The organism is Borrelia puertoricensis, assembly GCF_023035875.1.
GTDB classification, from domain to species: Bacteria; Spirochaetota; Spirochaetia; order Borreliales; family Borreliaceae; genus Borrelia; species Borrelia puertoricensis.
Genome location: NZ_CP075400.1, coordinates 31,516 through 56,673, shown reverse-complemented (window position 1 = coordinate 56,673; position 25,158 = coordinate 31,516). Strand labels below are relative to the sequence as shown.

Annotated in this window: 16 protein-coding genes and 8 pseudogenes; all 24 read right to left on the bottom strand. The window is 33.8% G+C overall.

The genetic code is table 11. The features are described from left to right. Positions 1 to 65: 65 nt before the first annotated feature. Complete coding sequence (locus tag bpuSUM_RS10030; RefSeq protein ID WP_347343318.1) at positions 66 to 191, bottom strand: hypothetical protein; 126 nt, start codon at positions 189 to 191, stop codon at positions 66 to 68. Positions 192 to 448: 257 nt separating this feature from the next. Continuing rightward, positions 449 to 655, bottom strand: coding sequence for a hypothetical protein (locus bpuSUM_RS10025; protein WP_247068078.1), 207 nt, complete (start codon positions 653 to 655; stop codon positions 449 to 451). 88 nt (positions 656 to 743) lie between these two features. Then, positions 744 to 1,567: pseudogene (gene thyX / locus bpuSUM_RS09560) on the bottom strand (FAD-dependent thymidylate synthase). 160 nt (positions 1,568 to 1,727) lie between these two features. Continuing rightward, positions 1,728 to 2,615, bottom strand: coding sequence for a P12 family lipoprotein (locus bpuSUM_RS09555; RefSeq protein WP_247068000.1), 888 nt, complete (start codon positions 2,613 to 2,615; stop codon positions 1,728 to 1,730). Between the two features lie 949 nt (positions 2,616 to 3,564). Then, positions 3,565 to 4,633, bottom strand: a pseudogene (locus bpuSUM_RS09550) (variable large family protein). 124 nt (positions 4,634 to 4,757) lie between these two features. Further along, positions 4,758 to 5,813, bottom strand: a complete 1,056-nt coding sequence (locus bpuSUM_RS09545) for a variable large family protein (protein ID WP_247067998.1) — start codon at positions 5,811 to 5,813, stop codon at positions 4,758 to 4,760. Positions 5,814 to 5,955: 142 nt separating this feature from the next. Further along, positions 5,956 to 6,672, bottom strand: coding sequence for a Bdr family repetitive protein (gene bdr / locus bpuSUM_RS09540; protein ID WP_247067996.1), 717 nt, complete (start codon positions 6,670 to 6,672; stop codon positions 5,956 to 5,958). A 291-nt stretch (positions 6,673 to 6,963) separates the two neighbouring features. Beyond that, on the bottom strand, positions 6,964 to 7,968 hold the full coding sequence (locus bpuSUM_RS09535) for a variable large family protein (protein ID WP_247068019.1): 1,005 nt from the start codon (positions 7,966 to 7,968) through the stop codon (positions 6,964 to 6,966). 251 nt (positions 7,969 to 8,219) lie between these two features. Continuing rightward, positions 8,220 to 8,864 (bottom strand): Vsp/OspC family lipoprotein, encoded by a 645-nt coding sequence (locus bpuSUM_RS09530; RefSeq protein ID WP_247067987.1) that lies wholly within the window; start codon positions 8,862 to 8,864, stop codon positions 8,220 to 8,222. Between the two features lie 127 nt (positions 8,865 to 8,991). Further along, positions 8,992 to 9,978 (bottom strand): variable large family protein, encoded by a 987-nt coding sequence (locus tag bpuSUM_RS09525; RefSeq protein WP_247068278.1) that lies wholly within the window; start codon positions 9,976 to 9,978, stop codon positions 8,992 to 8,994. A gap of 72 nt (positions 9,979 to 10,050) precedes the next feature. Beyond that, positions 10,051 to 11,049 (bottom strand): annotated as a pseudogene (locus bpuSUM_RS09520) (variable large family protein); the annotation flags it as partial. A 96-nt stretch (positions 11,050 to 11,145) separates the two neighbouring features. Further along, positions 11,146 to 12,195, bottom strand: a complete 1,050-nt coding sequence (locus tag bpuSUM_RS09515) for a variable large family protein (protein WP_247068275.1) — start codon at positions 12,193 to 12,195, stop codon at positions 11,146 to 11,148. Positions 12,196 to 12,362: 167 nt separating this feature from the next. Then, a complete protein-coding gene (locus bpuSUM_RS09510; RefSeq protein ID WP_430644698.1) occupies positions 12,363 to 13,400 on the bottom strand; it encodes a variable large family protein in 1,038 nt (345 codons plus the stop codon). Between the two features lie 67 nt (positions 13,401 to 13,467). After that, a pseudogene (locus bpuSUM_RS09505) lies at positions 13,468 to 14,499 on the bottom strand (variable large family protein); the annotation flags it as partial. A 234-nt stretch (positions 14,500 to 14,733) separates the two neighbouring features. Next, on the bottom strand, positions 14,734 to 15,375 hold the full coding sequence (locus bpuSUM_RS09500; protein WP_247068272.1) for a Vsp/OspC family lipoprotein: 642 nt from the start codon (positions 15,373 to 15,375) through the stop codon (positions 14,734 to 14,736). Between the two features lie 127 nt (positions 15,376 to 15,502). Continuing rightward, positions 15,503 to 16,528: a variable large family protein gene (locus bpuSUM_RS09495; protein ID WP_247068270.1), complete on the bottom strand. Its 1,026-nt coding sequence runs from the start codon at positions 16,526 to 16,528 to the stop codon at positions 15,503 to 15,505. 147 nt (positions 16,529 to 16,675) lie between these two features. Next, positions 16,676 to 17,707: pseudogene (locus bpuSUM_RS09490) on the bottom strand (variable large family protein); the annotation flags it as partial. A 247-nt stretch (positions 17,708 to 17,954) separates the two neighbouring features. Continuing rightward, positions 17,955 to 18,551: a Vsp/OspC family lipoprotein gene (locus bpuSUM_RS09485; RefSeq protein WP_247068261.1), complete on the bottom strand. Its 597-nt coding sequence runs from the start codon at positions 18,549 to 18,551 to the stop codon at positions 17,955 to 17,957. 176 nt (positions 18,552 to 18,727) lie between these two features. Beyond that, positions 18,728 to 19,735, bottom strand: a pseudogene (locus bpuSUM_RS09480) (variable large family protein); the annotation flags it as partial. Positions 19,736 to 19,916: 181 nt separating this feature from the next. Beyond that, positions 19,917 to 20,546 carry a Vsp/OspC family lipoprotein gene (locus tag bpuSUM_RS09475; RefSeq protein WP_347343321.1) on the bottom strand — a complete coding sequence of 210 codons (630 nt, stop codon included), beginning with the start codon at positions 20,544 to 20,546 and terminating at the stop codon, positions 19,917 to 19,919. Between the two features lie 114 nt (positions 20,547 to 20,660). Further along, complete coding sequence (locus tag bpuSUM_RS09470; RefSeq protein WP_247068297.1) at positions 20,661 to 21,734, bottom strand: variable large family protein; 1,074 nt, start codon at positions 21,732 to 21,734, stop codon at positions 20,661 to 20,663. Between the two features lie 120 nt (positions 21,735 to 21,854). Next, positions 21,855 to 22,854 (bottom strand): annotated as a pseudogene (locus bpuSUM_RS09465) (variable large family protein). Between the two features lie 164 nt (positions 22,855 to 23,018). Further along, positions 23,019 to 24,065 carry a variable large family protein gene (locus tag bpuSUM_RS09460; RefSeq protein WP_247068259.1) on the bottom strand — a complete coding sequence of 349 codons (1,047 nt, stop codon included), beginning with the start codon at positions 24,063 to 24,065 and terminating at the stop codon, positions 23,019 to 23,021. 130 nt (positions 24,066 to 24,195) lie between these two features. Then, positions 24,196 to 25,155: pseudogene (locus tag bpuSUM_RS09455) on the bottom strand (variable large family protein); the annotation flags it as partial. Between the last annotated feature and the right edge of the window lie 3 nt (positions 25,156 to 25,158).

The following is a 25,158-nucleotide window of genomic DNA, read 5'->3' as shown; positions in this document are numbered from 1 at the left end:
TAGTTTAGTTTTTAATAGTATAAAATACTAGTTAAGCTAATCTTAAAAATCTCATTCTGTACGATTTAGTTTTTATTTCTATGTCTATGCTCATAACACACTTTTTTAATTGATTCAAATACTTTCTCTTCAGGATCGTTTTCAATAAGAGGAGGTGGTCCTGAAGGAGAACTAGGAGGATTTAAAAACATAAAATAATTATCAAAAACATCAGTGAGTCTTTTCTCTATTTTATAATAATCTTTTGCATCTATATTAAGCTTTTCATCTCTACCCTCTATATTAAGTGGATTATCTTTGCCATATTTAATATGCTTAAGTAATTCTTTAACTTTTCCCTTATCATTCAGTTTTAATAAAAACCTTTTAATATATCCCTCTATTTTAGATACATCTCCTTGTAAATAAATATCAAAATGACTTGAACCACCCTTAGGTAATTCATTTTTTAACGCATTAACAAAAAAGTTAATGTATCAAACTCTTCTTTATTAAGCTTAAGATTATCTCTCCAATCTGACTTTAAATTAACATGCCCTAGATTTTGAAATAAATCACCTTTATTATCAGAATTTTTAAATAATTCACAACTTACAAAACAAATTATACAAAATATAAATACAATTCTATATATAAAATTTATCTTCTCTCTCACACACAAAATCCAACATCAACTTACTTTTTATAAAGTATATCTCATTATTACTGTTATTCAACAGAATAATAGAAAAACTTTATTTTTATTATTTAATATTAAGCTTATCTTTTAATCTATTTAATGCCTTATCATCCAATTTGAGTTTACTAATATTTAATGCACCAGAAATAGCTATTATCTCTTCATAAGACAACCTACACCCTTTTAAGATATGATTCTTAAAACTTTTAGTAGCAATAGGCACAAGCTTTTCAATAACATCAAGCAATATTTTGGCATATTCACTCATCTCTTTTGATGAATTTTCACTAACCTCTTTCGATTCATTTAATGCCAACCTTAATTTGATAAAATGAAAAAGATTATTTAAATCAATCTGCCAATACCATTCAGTATACAAGCTTAAAGGTAAAGCTATTCTAGAAACTTCTTTGAAACATTACTATTTATCATATCTTGATATAACTTGTAACAAGTTTTTTGACTCTCTCTTAAATCACTTAACACATTCTTTGCAAAATTAGCTTCAATTTGATTACTCTCAATATTTTGTATTTTTAGATCCTCCTCTAAAGGCACATAAAACTCTTCTCTAAGAAAACTATATGAACCAGATACTTCATTAATCCTTGCTGTTCTATGTCTCATCCATTGCCTTGCAACAAATATAGGAGCCTTAATATAAAATGTAAAAACCACTTGTTCAAATGGACTTGTGTGCTCATTTCTAACTAAATAATCTATAAGTTCAGCATCTGTCCTCCTAATTCTCTCACCTCGATATGAAATCCTTGCTGCATTCAATATTCTCTCCTCACTACCCATATAATCAACAAGTTTGATAAAGCCTTTATCTAAAACCTTATATTCCTTATTTAATAAATCTTCTCTCTCAATATCAGTATTCAAAACAATTACACCTCAACACCTTAAAATAATTCACTAGTTATTCAATTTAAATCATTATATAGTTTTTAGAAACTTATTTAAATAAAATTAAAGAAGGTCCCTTATAAAGGAACTCTTCTTGAAAATACTAATATTATAAAATATTTAAATTTTTCAGTCTCTATCTTGAAAGATTACCTAGAGCAGACTTTGCCTCACTAATAAGTTCTTCTATTTCTTTTATCTTTGCCATTGCTTCAATTAACTTCACAGAAGAAGATTCTAGTTGTTCTAAAGAACTTTCCGCATTACTTCGTGCCTTTCTAGCTAGAAAATCACCATTCCCTCTTCTTGACCAGTAACTTCTACGTTTGTTATTTCTTAATCTGTCAGTAATAGCTTCTTTTAAAATCTTTTCAGAATCTTCAAAAAAATATTTTGCAGAACTTCTTTCATTAAGTCCAACCTCAACTTCATTCATAAGCCTCTCGAGATTAGACCTTTCATCATTTAACTTATTTTGCAATTGAGTTAACTTTCTTATCTTTTCTATATTTTCCTTACGCTTTTTGGTTAGTGATATTCTTTCACTCTGAATTTTTCCCATTATATCATAAAAATCAGCTCTTCCTCGCTCACATCTATCTTTAAGCTCAAGTGCATTCTTAATTAATTGCTGGAATCCAGAATCTCCAAGAGCACCTTTTACTTTTTCAATTTCTGCTTGTGCTTCTTTTTCGGATTCAGTACTTGGAACTAAATCTTTTTCTTCTATTTTTATTACTTCTTCTTGAGGATAGTATGGATACTCTTGCCTAAACACCTCAAATCCCGCATTAACAGGTTTTACTTCCATGTCTTGTTGTATTTCTACTCCTTCTTCAAGAGAATCTATAACAACTTCTTTTTGTTCCTGATTTCCTTGTTCATGGTTTAAATATTTATTATCTTTGCTTTCATCTAAAACCTTTTCCCTTACTTCATTTAATAAATCATTAAGGGCATTCATATCACATGATAACAAACATAATAATGCTAACATACATACTGATAAAATATTTCTCTTCATATCTCCCTCCTGGGATATTAGATTATTTAATTATTGAATCTCGATATTGAAATACAATAATTACTGACAAATGTACACCCTTTTATTTTAAATAACAAAAATAAATTCCATAAAACCTCAATTATTCTATTCTGTAATAATTAAAGGTAATTCAAAATTATTTTAATAAGTAAATTTATACAATAAAGAACAAAAATATAATCTTAATCTAAAACTTGTAATCAATCACATCCAATTTAAACTTAAAAAATAAATAATCAAAAAACAATTAACTAAAGTAAACATATCATTCAATAAAAACAAAAACTAAGAAACCTGGTTCCTACCTTTACTTTCAGAATAATTTTACTCACTTACTAATCAAAACTAATCTCATAATACTTACTTACACCTAATTAATATGGAACTGAATAAAAGTTACTGTCTTATCTTTAGTACAAATATCTATATAAATAAAGTCATTTGAGGAAAACGAATCTTATAAAAAGAATAGTTTTCCTCAAATGACTTTATTTAGTTATATATTTATTTTGTACTAGTTATTTATGTTAACTGTTAAAATTGCAGGTGTAATAGCATTTCAAGATTTATTTTATTATTTAATCGTTTAGTATATCTTCTAATTGCTATTAAAAATACTGTTGAAATTACTTTACAAGCACTAAAAACAGTTCTTGCGATAGATTAAATGTCTTAGAATTAGCACTAATAACAACACCATTAGCTGCATAAACAGATTTATCTTAACCTTTCTTAACATTAAACAAGATTGCTACAGGAACAAATAAACTAAATTAACTATAAGAGGTTAAAATACGGTTTGAAGATTCTCTGCATTACTACCGAACTATTCAACTTTTTAATTTCATTACAACTAATATAGAAGGCAGACTTAGAGATAAGTTTGCCTTCTAATCTTAATTTTAAGTAATGAATCTAACTATCTATTTTACTGCTGAGCTGCTGGTTTTGGGGATCTAGCTTTATCTATTTTTTTCTTTTGCTTTCTCAAGAACATTCTTTTACTGCCTTCTTAATTATATCCTCTATTGATACCAATAACTTATTTACTGCACTTACTCCTACTGCTTGTACTACTTTGTCATCATCATTATTATTCGCAGCTAATTTACCATCCTTAACTAAAGAACGTAATGCTATACCTCCTGCTACAGCTGCTGCTTTAGCTACATCTTTTGCTAACTGACCTGTATCACTTCCTCCTCTTGCAAACTTTAGTGCACTTGTCTGTGCAGTTGCATCAACTGCTAGTGCTGCATCAGCATCACTTTCTTGTGACTTAACTATTGAAGCTAATATTTCTTCACCACTAACTGCTGCTACTATTGCTGCGGCTTTATCTCCCACAGCTGCTCCTGCATTAGCACCTGCAGCTAAGACTTTTACTCCATCTTTATTATCTGCATTACCTACTTTTACTGCTACATTTCCAGCTTCTGGCTTTGGAACACCTACCTTACCTGCTTCTTCTACAATTCCTTTCAATGCATTATATACTTTCTTTAATTCAACATCAGTTGGTGCTGTGCCTTGAGCATTACTTGCAGCCTCACCTACTGGTTTAGCATCACCGATATCTTTTAAAGAGTCCAAATGAGTTTTTAATGTGTTTAAAATAGACTTAGCAGAATCAACTGCACTTCTAATTATCTTGTTTAGCTCACCTTTATCAAGCTCTGTCTCTGACTTTTTGCTATCTTTTCTAATTCTGTTGATGCGTCTCCAAGCTTAGCACCTAAGCTGTTAAAATACCCTCCTACATCCTCTTTCTTTGTAGTTGATTTAGCAGTAAAACCTAATGTACCAGAAAGTAGCTCTAAAAATGCATAAAAAGCATTCTTAGCACTTCTACCTACATCCATGAGAACAGAACTTAAACTGCTCCCTCCTGTAGCTGCCCCGCCACCATTAGCCGAATCAACCGACTGTTGTCCACTGCCACAACTAAGAAGTAAAAATAAAGTCAAAAATAACGCACATAAAGTAATTCTTTTCATTATCACGTGCCTCCTTTTTACCTCAGAAAGACTATATAAACACAAAAGGAAAACAATTCTTATGAAAAGAAAAGTTTTCCTCAAATGACTTTATTTAGTTATGTATATTGTTATTAAATTCTAACTAGTTTTTCTTAGCTTCAGAAGCCTGATTATCATTAGTTAAAGTAGTATCAGTAGGATTAATATTCATAGCATCTTTAATAGTTTTAAGGCCTGAGTCAATAGTATTTCTTATTGCTATTGTTAAAGTATCTAATGCTTTAGTAACTGCACTTATTGCTGCACCTTTAACTGCAGTAACAGCATCATCAGCAGCAGCACTAGGACCAGCAAATTTACCATTCTTAGCCATCGCTCGCAGTGCTATACCTCCTGCAATAGTAGCATCTTTAGGGGCAGCTCCAGCATTCTGAGAAGTAGCTAATTTAACAGCATCACCATCATCCTTAATCATAGCTTGTAAAATGTCAGCGCCAGTTACAGCCCCAACAGCTTTAGCAGCATCAGCTGCAACCTTTTTTGAATTGTTAACATCACCAACAGCTCCCGCACCAGTAGCAAATAATTTACCTGATTCACCATCCCCAGCAGCAGCGGTTCTTGCAGTAGAACCATCACTAGCCTTTTTATCATCCCCAGCATCGGAATTTCCTTTTTTTTCACCAAGTACCACATCTACAATTGATTTAATACCCTTTACTAGTTTATCGACTTCACTACCAGCAGCACCACCGTTATTCTGAGCAGCAACATTACCAAGCAGGTCATTACTATCAGTACCAATAGCCTCACTAGCAGTCTTAGCACCCTGGATTATTTGATCAAGAGTATTAGTAATTAGAGATTTTACAGCGGTATCAGTAGCCTCTGCATTAGGATTATTATCAGATTTCATGTCAGCAACAATTTTCTCAAGAGATGTCTTAGTAGATGAAAGAGTATCATGCATAGTCTTAAAATAGTTCCCAACATCAGATTTTTTAGTAGTAGTATTAAAACCTAAAACCCCTCCAACCATATCAGAAAGGGAAGTAAAAACATTTAAGAAATCATTACCTAAACTAATCACAGACTTTAAGAACCTACTCTGAGGATCTTCCATCTTAGTAGTACCACTGCCACAGCCAAGAAGTAAAAATAAAGTCAAAAATAACGCACATAAAGTAATTCTTTTCATTATCACGTGCCTCCTTATTACTTTTTAAGAGGCAAAAAAGACTTCGAAATGATATAACAATAAACCATATTGATTGTTGTTAACGAAAAATTAAATGATTTTGATAAAAAAAAATAATTGATAATATCTCAATTAAATAAATCTACTTTACTAATAATGACATTAATGCTAAGAATATTCCTATATTAAGGGTAATTAGAGTTCCAAACATCCAACCATGAAGTCTTAATGTACTCTTAAGTTCCATTTTGTTAACATCAATTTTATTATCCAAGTCTTTAATATCAGATTTCAATTCAATTCTAACAGTATCAATCTTATTATCAAGTTCATTGAACTTAGTATCAATTTTGATGTTAAGATTATTCTCAACAGTATCGATTTTAGTATCTAGATCTTTAATGTCAGATTTTAATTCACCTCTAACGTTATCAATCTTATTATCAAGTTCATTGAATTTAGTATCAATCTTGATGTTAAGATTATTCTCAACAGAATCAATTTTGTTATCAAGGTCTCTAATGTCAGATTTTAATTCACTTTTAACGTTATCAATCTTGATGTTAAGATTATTCTCAACAGAATCAATTTTGTTATCCAAGTCTCTAATATCAGATTTTAACTCATTTCTAACGTTGTCAATTTTATTATCAAGGTCTCTAATATCGGCTTGTAAAGTTGCTTCTACCTTTTCAAGCTTAAGGTTAAAAGTAGTCTCTAAATACTCAATATCCTTGTGCGTAAGCTCATTTTTATAATATCTGTAAGAGAGATCAATAGCAATATCTCTATTTATACCAGCTTTAGTAAGTTCAGCTATAACCATTTGTTGAGTAACTACTGGTTGAGCAAGTCCCATAAAACACTCCTTATGTAATTATTATATAATATGTTAACTGTTATAGGAACCTTATGTTAGTAAAATATGATTTAAGAGGGTACCTAACTATAACATAAATATTTAGTGTATATTTTCTTTAGTTTATTAATTAGTTTAAACTAATCATATGTTATTAAAATTGATATCAGTACTATTTAAATATGAGTATTATTACAAATATATAGATAAAAGGAAAACAATTCTTATGAAGAGAAGAGTTTTCCTCAAATGACTTTATTTAGTTATGCATATTTTATTGATAATAATTTATTATTGTCCACTAGTTGCTGCATCTACAGGTGTATTAACATCTGCAGATTTATCTTCTTGTTTAACAGCTGCTAGTGCATCACTGCTTGTCTTTAACCCACTATCAATAGTATTTCTTATTGCTATTATTAGCGTACTTAATGTTTTGTTTACAGCACTAGCAGCAACACCATTAACTGCATTGGCAGATTTCTCTTCAGTCTTAGCAGCAAATTTACCATCCTTAGCCATTGCTCTTAGAGCTATTCCAGCAGCAATAACTGCATCCTTTTGTGCTTCATCTTTAATTTCTTTATTAGCCTCTTTCTTGGCAGCAGCAATCTCAGCAGCATTTTTTGCTTTTTCAATCTCAACATCATTATTAGCAGTCTCACCAGACTTAGCAATAGATTGTAAGATATCAGCCCCAGTTACAGCTCCGATTGAAGCACTAGCTGCTGCTGCCTCTGCATCAGTACTATTAGCGTTAGCACCAAGTAACTTACCAATTGTTTTTTGCTGTTCATCTTTGGTTTTAGTAGCATCTCCATCACCATCTTTCAAAACCACACCAACTATTTCTTTAATCCCTTTAACAAGTAAGTTAACACTTGTAGTGTCTGCTGCTACAGCATCTTGACCAGCAGTAGTAGCACCACCAATAGCATCGCTACCAGTGGCCCCTTTAGCAGCTTCCTTTGCTCCTTCTGCGATCTTGTCTAATGTGTTAGTGATAAACTTATCAACAACTGTCTTAACTTTCTCATAATTCCCATTTTTAGTAACTTGATCTTGTAACTTCTCTTTAACAGATGTCATAGTGTTTTCAATAGAAGTGAAATAGTTACCAATGTCAGATTTCTTAGTCTCAGCATTAATACCAAAGGCTCCAGCAACCATATCACTAAGAGAAGTAAAAACATCTAAGAACCCTTTACCTAAATTAGCAATAGAGTTTAAGAATGTGGTTTTAGGATCCTCAGCACCAGTAGTACCACTGCCACAACTAAAAAGTAAAAATAAAATTACAAATAAGCAATATAAATTATCATCAAATGATAAAACAAGATAAAATCAATGAATAAATATAAGGACCAAAAGAAAAAAGAAATCAAAGGAATCATAAGAAGTATAACAAAGTAGTAAAGGAAGTAAATAAAGAAATAAAAGAACAAAAAAAGCTAAGAGAAGCAAACTCTTAGCTTATTATTTATAGACTTTATTTTATAAGAAAATAACGATCAATTAAAAACTAATCTTATAATAATAATTTATCTTTAGTTAGAGGGTTTAACAGAAGTTGAAAGCTCCTTAATTGCAGACGTTACTGCAGCTTCAGCATCTTTTAACAAAGTATCAACTGCTGTATTTAAATCACCAAGCTCTTTTGCTCCATTCTCCCCACTAGGCTTACCATTTCTATCTATAGCTTTTTGTGCATTATCATCAGTAGTTGCTCCACTATCAACCGCTAACTCACCAGTTTTATTTTTCAACTTATTTATAAATGCTTCAGCTGCAGTCGTAACACCACTAACTTTTTGGGTTAAATTTTGTTGATCTTTAATAAATTCTGAAATTTGCAAAGCTTTTGATTTTTTTACTATATCTAATGTGATACTAAAAACTCCTGCTATCAATGCAGTATTTTTACCACTATCAGTACCAAGTGTATCTTGATTCTGAATTTTCTTACCAATAGCTTTAGCAAGCTCATCAATGGACTTAACTAAAGAATGAACTTCTGTAACACTCTTAGCAAAAGCAACAGAGTCTTTGATGTTCTTAGTTATTTTAGCTAAATCAATAACAGTGCCATCAGATTTAGCCACTTCATCATCTGTAAGATTTTTTCCTGAAGTATTACAAGATAAGAGTAAAAATAAAGTCATTAATAACGCACATAAAGTAATTCTTTTCATTATCACGTGCCTCCTTATTACCTCAGGAGGGCAAGATACAACTAAAAGGAAAACGAATCTCATGAATAGAGAAATAGTTTTCCTCAAATGACTTTATTTAGTTATGTATTTGTTATTAATTCTGTGATTATTTTTTAGTTTCAGAGGTTGTATTATCAGTAGTTACAGGGGTATCAGTAGAATTAAATTTCATAGCATCTTTAACAGTTTTAAGTCCCACGTCAACAGTATTTCTTATAGCAATAGTTAAAGTACCCAATGCTTTAGTTACTGCGCTTATTGCTGCTCCTTTAGCAGCAGTAACATAATCAACACTATCAGCAGTAGGACCAGCAAATTTACCATCCTTAGCCATAGCTGTTAATGCAATAGCACCTGCAATAGTTCCATCTTTAGCATTAGCCTTGGCAGCCTCAACAGCAGAATTAGCACCATTTTTAATCATGGCTTTCAAGATGTCAGCGCCAGTTACAGCCCCAACAGCCTTAGCTGCATCAGCTGCAACCTTTTTTGCATTAGCATCATCACCAGCATTAGCAGCAAATAATTTACCTGCTTCACCATTACCATTAGCTGTTCTTGCGCTAAGATCCTCGGCTTTTTTATCAGTACCCGCCTCAGGATTTCCTTCTTTAAGTACCACAGCTACTATATCTTTAATACCCTTAACTAATTTATCGACTTCAGTCCCAACAACACCAGCAGCATTATTAGCACCAACATTACCAATTGGGTCGCCAGCATCACCAATAACCTCACTAGCAGTCTTAGCTCCTTCAATTATTTTATTAAGTATTTCACTAACTAGTTTTTTCACTGCCGTATCAGTAGCCTCTGCATTAGGATTCTTTTCAGATTTCATGTCAGAAACAATTTTCTCAAGGGATGTCTTAGTTGTTGTTAAGCTTTTTTCTATAGTCTTAAAGTAGTTTTCAACATCAGACTTCTTAGTAGTAGTATTAAACCCTAAAACCCCTCCAACCATATCAGAAAGGGAAGTAAAAACATTTAAGAAGTCATTACCTAAACTAATAACAGACTTTAAGAATCTACCCTGAGAATCCTCAGCACTAGTAGTACCACTGTCACAGCCAAGAAGTAAAAATAAAGTCATTTGAGGAAAACTTTTCTTTTCATAAGAACCGTTTTCCTCAAATGACTTTATTTAGATTATTTAATAGACAATTTATTTAGTAGCAGTAGCTTGAGTAGTACTAGCTTCAGTTGATTCAGTAGTAGTTTCAAAGTACTGTATTCCCTTAACAGCTTCTCTTATCTTATTTAAATTGCTTGCTACTGTTTTCCTAATTATCAAGTCAAGTATTCCTAATACCTTATTTACAGCAGTTATAGCTGCGGCTTTAACTGCTCCAGCCTCATTAGCAGCATTACTAAATTTACCAGTCTTAGTCATAGCCTTAAGAGCAACAGCAGCTGCTAAGTCTGCATTAGTAACCGCACCATTCTTATTCGCAGCATTAGGTAATTTAGTAGCTAGTGTAGCAGCATCATTATTGTCATCAGTATTAGCAGCATCAGTAACCTTAGCATTTTTTATTTTATCAATCATAGCCCATGGATCAGCTTTAGATACCTCCTCTGCTAGAGCAGGACCAGAATTAGCATCGGGTGCTGCAGCATTGGCTTTACCAACAAGTGCAGCAGGTGCAGTAGCATCACCACCGGCTACTTGACCACCAGAATCTCCAGCATTAATCTTTACTCCAGACCTATCTGCTACCTCAATAATTGTCTTTACATTCTCAATTATAGCTTTTACACTATTTTCATCAGCAGCAACTGCAGCAGCATTAGCAGTATCACCAATCTCAGCACCATCATTAGTTACTCCAGCAAGTGTAGTTAGAGCAGTAATTAGTCTTTCAAAGATATCACTAGCACTGATAATTGCACTCTTAACAGATTCAATTGTGCTGCTATTAGCATTCTTTGCTTCAGATATTTCACCTGATAGCTCTTTTAACTTATTCTTAGTAGTTGTAAGTCCATTTCCTATAGTCTTAAAGTGTTCACCAACTTTACTTTTCTGGTCACCCGATTTAACTGCTGTAAGTCCCAAAGCATCACCAATAGCATTACCAAAAATACCAAAAATCTCGTAAAACCCATGACCTATCTTAACTAAAGAATCAAAGCAAGTATTTTTAGATTCAGCATCCAATTTAAATTCTTAAGTTAAATTACAACAAAAAAGAAGACAGACTTAGAGATAAGCTTGCCTTCTAATCTTAATTTTAAGTAATTAATTTAACTATCTATTTTACTGCTGACCTGCTTCTTTTGGAGCTCTTGCCTCATCTATTTTGTCTTTTGCTGTTTTAAGCACATTTTTTACTGTCTTCTTAATTACATCCTCTACTGCTACCAACAGTTTATTTACCGCTGTTATTCCTGCTGATTGTACTGCTTTGTTATCGTTACCAGAATGAGAAGCTAATTTACCATCTTTAACTAATGAACGTAACGCTATTCCTCCACTTACAGCACCTGCCAATGCTGAAGTTTGTGCTAAGTGAGATGCAGTAGCTCCTCCTTTTGCAAACTTTAGTGCACTTGTATCCTGATTTACATTGCTTGATATTGTTCCAGCTGCATCTGACTTTGAAGATCCAACAATAGCTGCTAATATTTCTTCACCACTCACCGTTGACACTATTGTTGCTGCTTCCAGTCCCGCATCTCCTCCTGCCACAGCACCTGATGTTAAAACCTTAGCTCCATTTTCTGGATTAGTTCCTCCTAATGATGTGTTAATTACTTTTACAGTACTTTTTTTTGGTTCTGCAATACCTTCTGTAGTAGCTGCTGTTACTATTCCTTTCAATGCATCATATATTGATTCCAATTTAGCTTGATTTGCCGCTACTCCGCTTTGGCTGACTGTTACATCAACAACTTTGTTATCATCACCTATATCTTTTAAAGAATCTAAATGAGTTTTTAATGTGCTTAAAGTAGCCTTAGCAGTATCAATAGCGACTTTAATAGGATTTTTAGATGCATCGCTTGTATCAACACCTGATGTTGCTTTAACTACTACCTCTTCTAACTCCTTTGACGCTACTCCAAGCTTAGCACCTAGGCTACTAAAATAACCAGCTACATCACTCTTCTTTGTATCTTTAGTTACTCTCAATCCTAATGTACCGGAAAGTAAATCTAAAAACGAATAAAAAGCATTCTCAGCACTTCTACCTATATCCATGAGGACTGAACTTAAACTGCTCCCTCCTGTAGCTGCCCCGCCACCATTAGCAGAATCAAGTGATTGTTGTCCACTGCCACAGCTAAGAAGTAAAAATAAAGTCATAAGTATACTTATATTTAAGTTTTAATTCTCTCAATTAATCCATTCTTCATATTATAGTCCTTCCCTTTTTTACTAAGGGGAAGTTAGATATAACTAAAAGGAAAACAATTCTTATGAAGAAATAGTTTTCCTTAAATGACTTTATTTAGATTATTTAATTAGATAATTTATTTAGTAACAGTAGGTTGAGTAGAACTAGCTTCAGTTGATTCAATAGTAGTTTCAGAATATTGTATTCCCTTAACAGCTTCTCTTATCTTATTTAGATTGCTTGATACTGTTTTCCTAATTATCAAATCAAGTATTCCTAATACCTTATTTACAGCAGTTACAGCAGCAGCTTTAACTGCGCCATCATCTGCAGCATTAGCACTAAATTTACCAGTCTTAGTCATAGCTTTAAGAGCAACAGCAGCTGCTAGGTCTGCATTAGTAGCCGCTTTAGAACCATTAGCTTGATTAGGAGTACCAGTTGCCAATTCCCCAGCATCATAATTATTATTTTGATTAAGATTCCCAGCCGTAGTTTTAGAATCTTTGATCTTATCAATCATAGCCCACGGATCAGCTTTAGATACCTCCTCTGCTAGCTTAAGCCCAGCATTAGCACCAGCAGCAGCATTGGCAGTAAGCACAGCAGTAGCATCAGTTTGAGCATTAGCAGCCACTGGACTACCAGCTTTACCGGAATCAATCTTTACGCCTGATTCTTTAGCAGTCTCAATAATAGCTTTAACTTCTTTAATAATAGCTTCAACACTATCTTTATCAGCAGCCACTGCAGCATTAGCTGCATTATCACCAATTGGGCTAGCATCATTAGCTACACCAGATAATTTAGTTACAGAGTCAATTAGTTTATCAAAAACATCATTTGCTCCTTTAATAGCATCCTCAACTAATTTAATTGTACTCCCATTAGCATTTTTTGCTCCAGATATTTCATCTGATAGCTCTTTTAACTTCTCCTTAGTAGTTGAAAGTCCATCACCTATAGTCTTAAAGTGTTCACCAACTTTACTTCTCTGGTCACCCGATTTAACTGCTGTAAGTCCAAAAGCATCACCAATAGCATTACCAAAAATACCAAAAACCTCTTGAAATCCTTGACCTATCTTAACTAATGAATCTAAGAAAGTATTCTTATTTTCAGCATCCAATTTCTCAGCATTAGTTTTATTACAACAATACAATATAGAAGGCATCCTAAAGTTATCTCTAAGATTGCCTCCTAATCTTATTTTTAAGCAATTAATCTAACTATCTATCTTATTACTGAACTGTTGGTTTTGGGGCTCTTGCTTTATCTATTTCTCCTTTTACTTTCTCAAGAACCTTCTTTACTGTCTTTTTAATTACGTCCTCTACTGCTACTAATAACTTATTTGCTGCGGTTACTCCTGCTCCTTGTACTGCTTTTTCACTGTTATCATTATGTGAAGCTAATTTACCATCTTTAACTAACGAACGCAGTGCTATTCCTCCTGCTACTGCTGATGATTTATCTGTATCTTTTGCTAGATTACCTGCATTATTTCCTCCTTTTGCAAATGCCACCGCAGTTGTATCTCCATCTGCCTGATTTGCTACTCCTGTATCTGCATTATCTTCTGTTGACGAAACTATTGATGCTAGCATTTCCTCACCTCTCACTGATGATACTATTAACGATGATTTACCTCCCGTTGCTGCTCCTGCATTAACACCTGCTGTTAAAACCCTAGCTCCATCTTTTGCATCAACTCCTATTGAATTTGAGGCCAATGTTACCCCACTCTTTTTTGGTTCCTCAACACCTTCTGTCTTAGCTGTTTCAACTATTCCTTGAAATGCCTTAAGGGCTATTTTTAATTTTTCTGTATCTGCTGCTACTCCGTTTTGGTTGTTAACTACCTCAACTACCTTGTTAACATCACCTATATTTTTTAAAGACTCTAAATGCTCTTTTAATGTGTTTAAAGTGGTCTTAGCTTTATCAATTGCACTTCTAATTGCTACGGCTATTGGTCCATCTTTAGCGCCTTCTCCTTCTGACTTTTTTGCTACCTTTTCTAACTCTTCTGATGCTTCTCCAAGCTTCGCACCTAAACTGTTAAAATAACCCCCTACATCACTCTTCTTTGTATCTTTAGTTACTCTTAAACCTAATGTACCGGAGAGTAATTCTAAAAAAGAATAAAAAGCATTCTCAGCACTTCTACCTACATCTATTAGAACTGCACTTAAACTGCTCCCTCCTGTAGCTGCCCCGCCACCATTAGCTGCATCAACAGACTGTTGTCCACTCCCACAGCTAAAAAGTAATCTAAGTTATTATTAAGTTCTAAAATAAGGTAAAATCAAATCATAAATATAAGTCTAAAAGCTAAAAGTAATCATAAGAAATCTAAAGGAAGTAAAAATAAAGTAGTAAAGGAAGAATAAAAGAAACAAAAAAAGCTAAGAGAAGAAAACTCTTAGCTTATTATTTATAGACTTTATTTTATAAGAAAATAACGATTGATTAAAAACTAATCTCAGAATCATTACTTAAATTATTTAACTTGATTGAGTAGAAATCTTTTTGACAGATACTGTAAGTTTTTTGATTGCATTTTCTGCAAGTTCTTTAGCTGAATTTACCAAATCATTAACTACTGCGTTTAGTTTACCAAGTTCTTCAGCTCCCTTAGTTTTATCATCATTATCTTTAACTAGGGCTTTTTTTACATCGGTATCTTGAGCATCGTTTTTAGCAATATCAGAATGAGCTGTCTTCAATTTAGTTAAAAATCCTTCCCCTAAAGTCTTAGCAGCTACAATCTTAGACTTCATTCCATCAAATTTCTCAGCTTCTAATTCCAATGCTTTCAATTTTGTATTTACAGAAGTTATAATTTGATATGCTCCAGAAACCAATGGTCCATGATGATTAGAATCATCAACAAGACTACCATTAGCATCAATTTTTTTTCCAATTACTTTAGCAAGATCATCTATTGAAAAAACTAAAACCTGCACCTCTCTAAGACCTGCCACAAAGACAGTAGTCTCTTTTATTTCTGCACTTACTTTTGCTAAATCAATAACAGTGCCATCAAGCTTAGCCACTTCATCCTCTTTAAGATTTTTTCCTGAAGTATTACAAGAAATAAGTAAAAATAAAGTCATTAATAATGCACATAAAGTAATTCTTTTCATTATCACGTGCCTCCTTTTTTATTCAAGGGGAAGCTAGACATAACTAAAAGGAAAACGAATCTCATGAATAGAGAAATAGTTTTCCTCAAATGACTTTATTTAGTTATGTTTTATTGATAATTACTTATTATTGCCGTCCATTAGCTGTTGAATCTGCAGGTGTAGTAGAATCTGAAGATTTATCTTCTTGTTTAAGAGCTGCTAGTGCTTCACTTATTGTCTTCAATCCACTATCAACAGTATTTCTAATAGCAATAATAAGAGTACTTAAAGTCTTACCAACAGCATTAGCAGCAACACCATTAACTGCATTAGCATCTTTTTCAGCATTGGCAGCAAATTTACCATCTTTAGCCATTGCACGCAATGCTATTCCTGCAGCAATAACTGCATCTTTTTTTGCTGAATCTTCTTTAATTTCTTTCTTGTCGTTAACAGCCTTAGCAATAGCAATCTCAGCAGCATCTTTGGCTTTTTCAATTCCATTAGCATTATCAACATTAGGATTTTCTGTAGATTTAGCAATAGCTTGCAAGATGTCAGCACCGGTCACTGAACCAATGCTAGCTGATGCTTTTGCAATATTTTCTTCTTTAGCATCATCTTTTTTTCCATCAAACAACTTGCCAATATCTTTTTTATCACCTTCTCCTGTTTTAGTAGCACCTGCATCACCTTCACCTTTCTTTAAAACCACATCAACAATTGTCTTAATCCCTTTAACCAGTGAAACAACTGAATCCTTGCTAGCAGCAGTAGCCCCATGTCCAGCAGAAGTAGCATTACCAATAGCATCACCAGTAGCCCCTTTAGCAGCTTCTTTAGCCCCATCAGCGATCTTGTCTAATGTGTCAGTGATAAAGGTATCAACAACTGATTTAACTTTCTCATAATTCCCATTAGTAGCAACTTCCGTTTGTAATTTCTCTTTAACAGATGTCATAGTTTTTTCAATATCAGAAAAGTATTTCCCAATATCAGATTTTTTAGTGTCAGCTTTAATACCAAAAGCTCCAGAAACCATATCAGAAAGAGAAGTAGAAACATCTAAGAACCCCTTACCTAAATTAGCAATAGAAGTTAAGAAAGTGGTTTTAGGATCCTCAGCACTAGCACTGCCACTGCCACTGCTAAGAAGTAAAAATAAAGTCATTAATAACGCACTTAATGTTTTTCTTTTTTTCTTTATTATTTAATTTATTATTTTCCTTACAACAAAAAGAAGGAAACCTAGATACATCTCTAAGCATACCTTCTAATCTTATTTTTAAGCAATTTAATCTAACTATCTAGTTTACTGCTAAGCTGCTGGTTTTGGAGTTCTTGCTTCATCTATTTTTGCTTTTGCTTGCTCAAGAACATTCTTTACTGTCTTTTTAATTATATCCTCTACTGCTCTCAATAGTTTGTTTGCTGCTGTTATTCCTATTTTTTGCACCTCTTCTTTTCCTCCAGCATTACCATCTGCAGCTCCTGAAGCTAGTTTACCATCTTTAACCAATGAGCGTAACGCTATACCTCCACTCACTGCACTCGCTAACGCTGCATCTTGTGCCAGATGAGCTCCATTACCTCCTTTTGCAAATTCCAATGGTGTTGTATTTGCAGTTACATTATTTGATATTTTCACAGCTTTATTTTCTGTTGATTCAATTATTGATGCCAGCATTTCCTCTCCACTTACACTTGATACTATTGCTGCGGCTTTACCCGCATCTCCCACTGATGATGCTGCATCTGTAGCTAATATTTTAACTCCATCTTTATTATCTGCATTACCTACTTTTACTGCTACATTTCCAGCCTCTGGCTCTTTCACACCTTTTTCCTTTGCTACTTTTACTATCTCCTGCAAAGCCTTCAGGGCTTTCTTTAATTCAACATCAGTTGGTGTTGTTCCTTGAGTATTAGTTGCTGCATCACCCACCTTGTTAGCATCACCTACTTGTCCCAAATATTCTAAATGTGTTTTCAATGTAATTAAAGTAGCCTTAGCGGTATCAACTGCATCCTTAATTATCTTGTTTAGACCACCTTTATCAACATCTGTCTCTGACTTTTTTGCTACCTTTTCTAATTCATCTGATGCTTCTCCAAGTTTAGCACCTAGGCTACTAAAATAACCAGCTACATCACTCTTCTTTGTAGTTGATTTAGCAGTAAAGCCTAATGTACCGGAAAGTAATTCTATAAATGAATAAAAAGCATTCTCAGCACTTCTACCTATATCCATTAGAACTGAACTTAAACTGCTCCCTCCTGTAGCTGCCCCGCCACCCTTAGCAGAATCAACCGACTGTTGTCCACTGCCACAACTAAGAAGTAAAAGTAAGTAATCTTAAGTTATTATTAAGAGATAAAACAAGATAAAATCAATGAATAAATATTGGTCTAAAAGACAAAAGAAATCAAAGAAATCTAAAGAAGTATAACAAAGTAGTAAAGGAAGTAAAGAAAGAAATAAAAGAACAAAAAAAGCTAAGAGAAGAAAACCCTTAGCTTATTATTTATAGACTTTATTTTATAAGAAAATAACGATTAATTAAAAACTAATCTTATAATAATAATTTATCCCTTAGTTAAGGTTTAGCGGGGGTTGTAAGCTCATTAATAGCAGATGTTACTACAGCATCAGCAGCCGTTAACAACGCATCAATTGCTGTGTTTAAAGCAAGAAGTTCTTCAGCTCCTTTAGTTTTATCATCATTATCTTTCTTTATAGCTTTTTTTGCATTCTCATCAATAGTCTCATCTTGCCCAATCTCATTAGTTGCTCCCTTTAACGCAGTCAAAAATTTTGTACCTGCAGCTGTTGCAGCAGTAACTTTACCCTTCAAATCACTAGAAAGCCCAACTTTCTTCTCTAATTCTCCCAACTTAGTCTCTACTGCAACTATTACATTATATGCTCCTGCCACCAAAGAAGCATTCTTATTAGATACAGTACCAGTAGCACCACCAGCAGCCTCAACTTTCTTACCAATAGCTTTAGCGAGCTCGTCAATGGATTTAACTAAAGAATGAACATCTTTAACACCTTTAGCAAAAGCAACAGTGTCTGTAATGTTCTTAGTTATTTTAGCTAAATCAATAACAGTGCCATCAGATTTAGCCACTTCATCCCCTTTAAGATTTTTTCCTGAAGTATTACAAGATAAGAGTAAAAATAAAGTCATAAGTATACTTATATTTAAGTTTTAATTCTCTTACTTAATCCATTCTTCTTATTATAGTCCTTCCTTTTTTACTAAGGGAAAGTTAAATATAACTAAAAGGAAAACAATTCTTATGAAAAGAAGAGTTTTCCTCAAATGACTTTATTTAGTTATGTATATTTTATTAATTCTGATTATTAACTTTTAGTTTCAGTAAACTGCATATCAGTAGTGATGGGGGTATCAGTAGGATTAATTTTCATAGCATCTTTAACAGTCTTAAGACCTGCATCAATAGTGTTTCTTATAGCAATAGTTAAAGTATCTAATGCTTTAGTTACTGCGCTCAGAGCTGCTCCCTCTACTGCTTTTTTAGCATCAGCATCACCTGCAGCATCAGTAGCAAATTTACCATCCTTAGCCATTGCTCGCAGTGCAATACCTCCTGCTATAGTCGCATCTTTAGGGGCAACACCAATATTAGCATTACCATCATTATTTTTAGCTAACTTAGCAGCATCACCATTCTCTTTAACCATAGCTTGTAATATATCAGCACCAGTTACAGCCCCAACTGCTTTAGAGGCATCAGCAGCTGATTTCTTTACATCAGTACCAATAGCAGCATTGGTAAATAATTTACCTGCTTCACCATTCTGAGCATTACCTGCAGCACGATCTCCAAGATCATCAGCCTTTTTAGCAGTACCAGCATCATGTTTACCTTCATTTTTAAGAACTACGTCTACAATTGATTTAATACCCTGTACTAATTTATCGACATCTCCAGCAACACCACCAGAACCCTGAGCAGCAACATTAGCAAGCAGGTCACCAGCATCACCAATAGCCTCATTAGCAGTCTTAGCACCCTGTATTATCTTATCAAGTGATTCACTAACTAGTTTTTTTACTGCCATATCAGTAGCATCAGCATTAGGATTATTCTCAGATTTCATGTCAGAAACAATTTTCTCAAGGGATGTCTTAGTTGTTGTTAAGCTTTTTTCTATAGTCTTAAAATAGTTCCCAACATCAGATTTTTTAGTAGTAGTATTAAATCCTCAAACCCCTCCAACCATATCAGTAAGGGAAGTAAAAACATTTAAAAAGTCATTACCTAAACTAATAACAGACTTTAAGAATCTACCCTGAGAATCCTCAGCACTAGTACTGCCACTGCCACAACTAAGAAGTAAAAGTAAGTAATCTTAAGTTATTATTAAGAGATAAAACAAGATAAAATCAATGCTAAAACAAGTAAAAAAAGAAATAAAGAAACAAAAAAAGCTAAGAGAAGGAAACTCTTAGCTTATTATTTATAGACTTTATTTTATAAGAAAATTACTATTAATTAAAAACTAATCTTATAATAATAATTTATCCTTAGTTAGAGGGTTTAACAGGACTTGCAAGCTCCTTAATAGCAGACGTTACTGCAGCTTCAGCATCCGTTAACAACTCATTAACTGATGTGTTCAAGGCAATAAGATCTTTGGCACCTTTATCTCCAGTAGCATCACTTATATCTATAGCTTTTTTTGCATTTTCATCAGTAGTCTCATCTTGTCCAATCTCATTAGTTGCTCCCTTTAACGTAGTCAAAAATTTTGTACCTGCAGCCATTGCAGCAGTAACTTTACCCTTCAAATCACTAGAAAGCCCAACTTTCTTCTCTAATTCTCCCAACTTAGTCTCTACTGCAACTATTACATTATATGCTCCTGCCACCAAAGAAGCATTCTTATTAGATACAGTACCAGTAGCACCACCAGCAACTATCTTCTTACCAATAGCTTTAGCTAGTGTATCAATGGATTTAACTAAAGAATGAATTTCTTTAACATCTTTAGCAAAAGCAACAGTGTCTGTTATATTCTTAGTTATTTTAGCTAGGTCAATAACAGTACCATCAGATTTAGCCACTTCATCATCTGTAAGATTCTTTCCTGAAGTATTACAAGAAATAAGCAAAAATAAAGTCAAAAATAACGCACATAAAGTAATTCTTTTCATTATCACGTGCCTCCTTATTACCTCAAAGGGGCAAAACAAATAAAAGGAAAACAATTCTTATAAAAAGAAGAGTTTTCCTCAAATGACTTTATTTAGATTATTTAATTAGATAATTTATTTAGTAGCAGTAGGTTGAGCGGCACTAGCTTCTGTTGATTGAGTAGTAGTCTCAGAGTACTGTATCCCCTTAACAGCTTCTTTTATCTTATTTAGATTGCTACTTACTGTTTTCCTAATTATAAAATCAAGTATTCCCAGTACCTTATTTACAGCACTAGCTGCTGCCGCCTTAACAATATCTTTATCAGCATCAACAGCACTAAATTTACCATTCTTAGTCATAGCTTTGAGGGCTACTGCTGCTACTAGATCAGCATTACTTTTAGCACCAGCTGCAGCATCAGCCTTGTCATTAGAAGCAGCAAGTGCTCCAACTTCATTATTGGCACCGTTAAGTTTAGCAGGAGTAGTAGCAGTAGCATTTTTAATCTTATCTATTATAGCCCATGGATCAGCTTTAGTTACTTCATCAGCTAATTTAGAACCAGCTCCAGCAGCAGCATGAGCATTATTACCACCAAGAACAGCAGGGGCATCAGTAGAAGCATTAGCAGTAATAGCACCACCTTCAGTCCCTTTCTCAATCTTTACATCAGACTTATCTGCTACCTCAATAATTGTCTTTACATTTTCAATAATAGTCTTAACGTCATTTTCATCAGCAGCACCAGGAGCAGCATTATTATTATGACCACCAAGCAGAACATCTTCTTTAGTTACATCAGCAAGTGTAATTAGAGCAGCAATTAGTTGTTCAAAGACATCATTAGCACTGTTAATTGCACTCTTAACAGATTCAATTGTGCTGCTATTAGCATTCTTTGCTCCAGATATTTCACCTGATAGCTCTTTTAATTTCCCATTAGTATCTTCCAAACCTTTTTTTATCTTATCAAAGTGTTCACCAACTTTACTTTTCTTGTCACCCGATTTAACTGCTGTAAGTCCAAAAGCATCCCCAATAGCATTACCAAAAATACCAAAAATCTCGTAAAACCCATGACCTATCTTAACTAATGAATCTAAGAAAGTGGTTTTAGGATCCTCCATCTTAGTACTCCCACTGCCACAACTAAGAAGTAAAAATAAAGTCATTAATAACGCACATAAAGTAATTCTTTTCATTATCACGTGCCTCCTTTTTTCTCAGGGAAGGACAAATATAACTAAAAGGAAAACAATTCTCATAAAGAGAAGAGTTTTCCTCAAATGACTTTATTTAGTTATGTATATTTTAATAATTATTTATTATTGCTGGCTACCGGTTGCTGAGTCTGCAGGTATAGTAGAATCTACAGATTTATCTTCTTGTTTAACTGCTGCTAGTACTTCACTTATTGTCTTTAAACCACTATCAACAGTATTCCTAATAGCAATAATAAGAGTACTTAAAGTTTTACCCACAGCATTAGCAGCAACACCATTGACTGCATCAGCATCTTTAGCATTGTTATTAGCCGCAAACTTACCATCCTTAGCCATAGCTCTTAGAGTTATTCCAGCAGCAATAATAGCATCTTTCTTAGCTCCTGCCTCTTTAATCTCTTTTTTGTTAGCAACAGCCTTAGAAATAGCAATCTCAGCAGCATCTGTAGCTTTTTCTATTCCCTCATTACTATCAGTATTAGGGTTTTCTTTAGAGTTAGCAATAGCTTTTAGGATGTCAGCACCAGTGACCGCTCCAATACTAGCTGATGCCTTTGCAATATTTTCTTCTTTAGCATCAGCTGCTGCTTTTTTATCATCTCCTGTTTTAGTAGCACCTGCATCACCCTTATCTTTTAAAACCACATCAACAATAGTTTTAATTCCTTTAACTAATGAGATAACAGAGTCTTTGTCAGCAGGAGTAGCCCCATGCCCAGCAGAAGTAGCATTTCCTATAGCCTCACCAGTAGCCCCTTTTGATGCCTCTTTTGCCCCTTCAGCGATCTTGTCTAATGTGCCCGTAATAAACGTATCAACAACTGTCTTAACTTTCTCATAATTCCCATTAGTAGCAATTTGATCTTGTAACTTCTTTTTAACAGATATCATAGTTTTTTCAATAGAAGTGAAATAGTTACCAATGTCAGATTTCTTAGTGTCAGCCTTAATACCAAAAGTCCCAGTAATCATATCAGAAAGAGAAGTAAAAACATCTAAGAACCCTTTACCTAAATTAGCAATAGAGTTTAAGAAAGTGGTTTTAGGATCCTCCATCTTAGTAGTACCACTTGCCACAACTGAAAAGTAAAAATAAAGTCATTAATAACGCACATAAAGTAATTCTTTTCATTATCACATGCCCTCCTTTTTTACTCAAAAGGGAACAAGATATAGGAAAAGGAAAACAATTCTCATAAAGAGAGACATAGTTTTCCTAATAATGACTTTATTTAGTTATGTATTTGTTATTAATAATTTTGATTATTAACTTTTAGTTTCAGGAACCTGCTTATCAGTAGTTACAGAGGTATCAGTAGAATTAAATTTTATTGCATCTTTAACAGTCTTAAGCCCCCCGTCTATAGTGTTTCTTATAGCAATAGTTAAAGTATCTAATGCTTTAGTTACTGCGCTCAGAGCTGCTCCCTCTACTGCTTTTTTAGCATCATCATTAGCATTATCACTAGAACCAGCAAATTTACCATTCTTAGCCATAGCTCTTAAAGCTATGCCTCCTGCAACAGTTGCATCTTTTGCATTATCGGCAGTAGCAACACCACCAGCAGAGGCAGTATTATTAATAGCCAATTTAGCAGCAGCACCACCATCTTTAACTATAGCTTGTAATATGTCAGCACCAGTTACAGCTCCAACAGCTTTAGCTGCATCAGCTGCAACTTTTTTTAAATTGGCCTCATCACCAGCATTATCAGAAGCAAATAGTTTTGCTACACCATCATTAGCGGTTCTTGCAGCAAGATCATCAGCTTTTTTATCGGTACCAGCATCAGCACTTCCTTTGCCTTTAAGAACTATGTCTACTATATGTTTGATTCCCTTGATTAAGTTTTCAACATTTTCACCTTTAGCACCGGCAGCAGCACCAGCCCCACCAGCAGCAACATTACCAAGTAGGTCACTAGCATCAGAACCAATAGCCTCACTAGCAGTTTTAGCACCATCAATTATCTTACTAAGAGTATCATCAACTAATGTTCTTACAGTAGTCTCAGTTTTAGAAGCATTAGGATTATTTTCAGATTTCATGTCTTCTACAATTTTCTCAAGGGATCTCTTCGTAGATGAAAGAGTCTCCTGAACAGTTTTAAAGTAAACTGCAACATCAGACTTCTTAGTATTAGTATTAAACCCTAAAACCCCTCCAACCATATCAGAAAGGGAAGTAAAAACATTTAAGAAGTCATTACTTAAATTAGCAATAGAAGTTAAGAAAGTGGTTTTAGGATCCCCAGCACTAGTAGTACCACTGCCACAACTGAGAAGTAAAAATAAAGTCAAAATAACGCACATAAAGTAATTCTTTTCATTATCACGTGCCTCCTTATTACCTCAGAAAGACTATATAAACACAAAAGGAAAACAATTTCTTATGAAGAGAAAAGTTTTCCTAAAATGACTTTATTTAATTATGTATTTGTTATTAATTTTTAGTTTCAGGGGTCTGCTTATCATTAGTTACGGGAGTATCAGTAGGATTAATTTTCATAGAATCTTTAACAGTTTTAAGGCCTGAGTCAATAGTGTTTCTTATTGCTATGGTGAGAGTATCTAATGCTTTAGTAACAGCACTTACAGCCACCCCTTTAACTGCCGGAGCATATTCAGCAGCTTCAGCACTAGGACCAGAAAATTTACCATTCTTAGCCATAGCTGTTAATGCAATAGCACCTGCAATGGTGCCATCTTTAGCATTAGCCTTAGCAGCATCAGCTGCTGCGCTAGAGCCACTTTTAACTATAGCTTGTAAAATGTCAGCACCAGTTACAGCCCCAACAGCCTTAGCAGCATCAGCAGCTGATTTTTTTGCAGCAGCTGCAGCTCCGGCATTATCGTTAGCAAACAATTTACCCGCACCAGCATTAGCGGTTCTTGCAGTAGAACCATCTTCGGCTTTTTTACTATCACCTGCTTCAGGATTACCTTTATCTCCGAGTACCACATCAACAATTGATTTAATCCCTTTTATTAATTCATCAACTTTAGTACCAGCAACACCAGCAGCATTAGTAGCACCAACATTACCAAGTAGGTCATCACCTGTAGTACCAACAGCCTCACTAACGGTCTTTGCTCCATCAATTATCTTACTAAGTGATTCACCAACTAATTTAGTTACAGCACTCTCAACTGCAGAAGCATTAGGATTATTCTCAGATTTCATATCAGCAACAATTTTCTCAAGGGATGTCTTAGTTGTTGTTAAGCTTTTTTCTATAGTCTTAAAATAGTTCCCAACGTCAGACTTTTTAGTAGCAGTATTAAACCCTAAAACCCCTCCAACCATATCAGAAAGGGAAGTAAAAACATTTAAGAATCCATTACTTAAACTAAGAATAGATTTTAAGAATCTATTCTTAGAACTCTGCAATGAAAGTAATCCAAG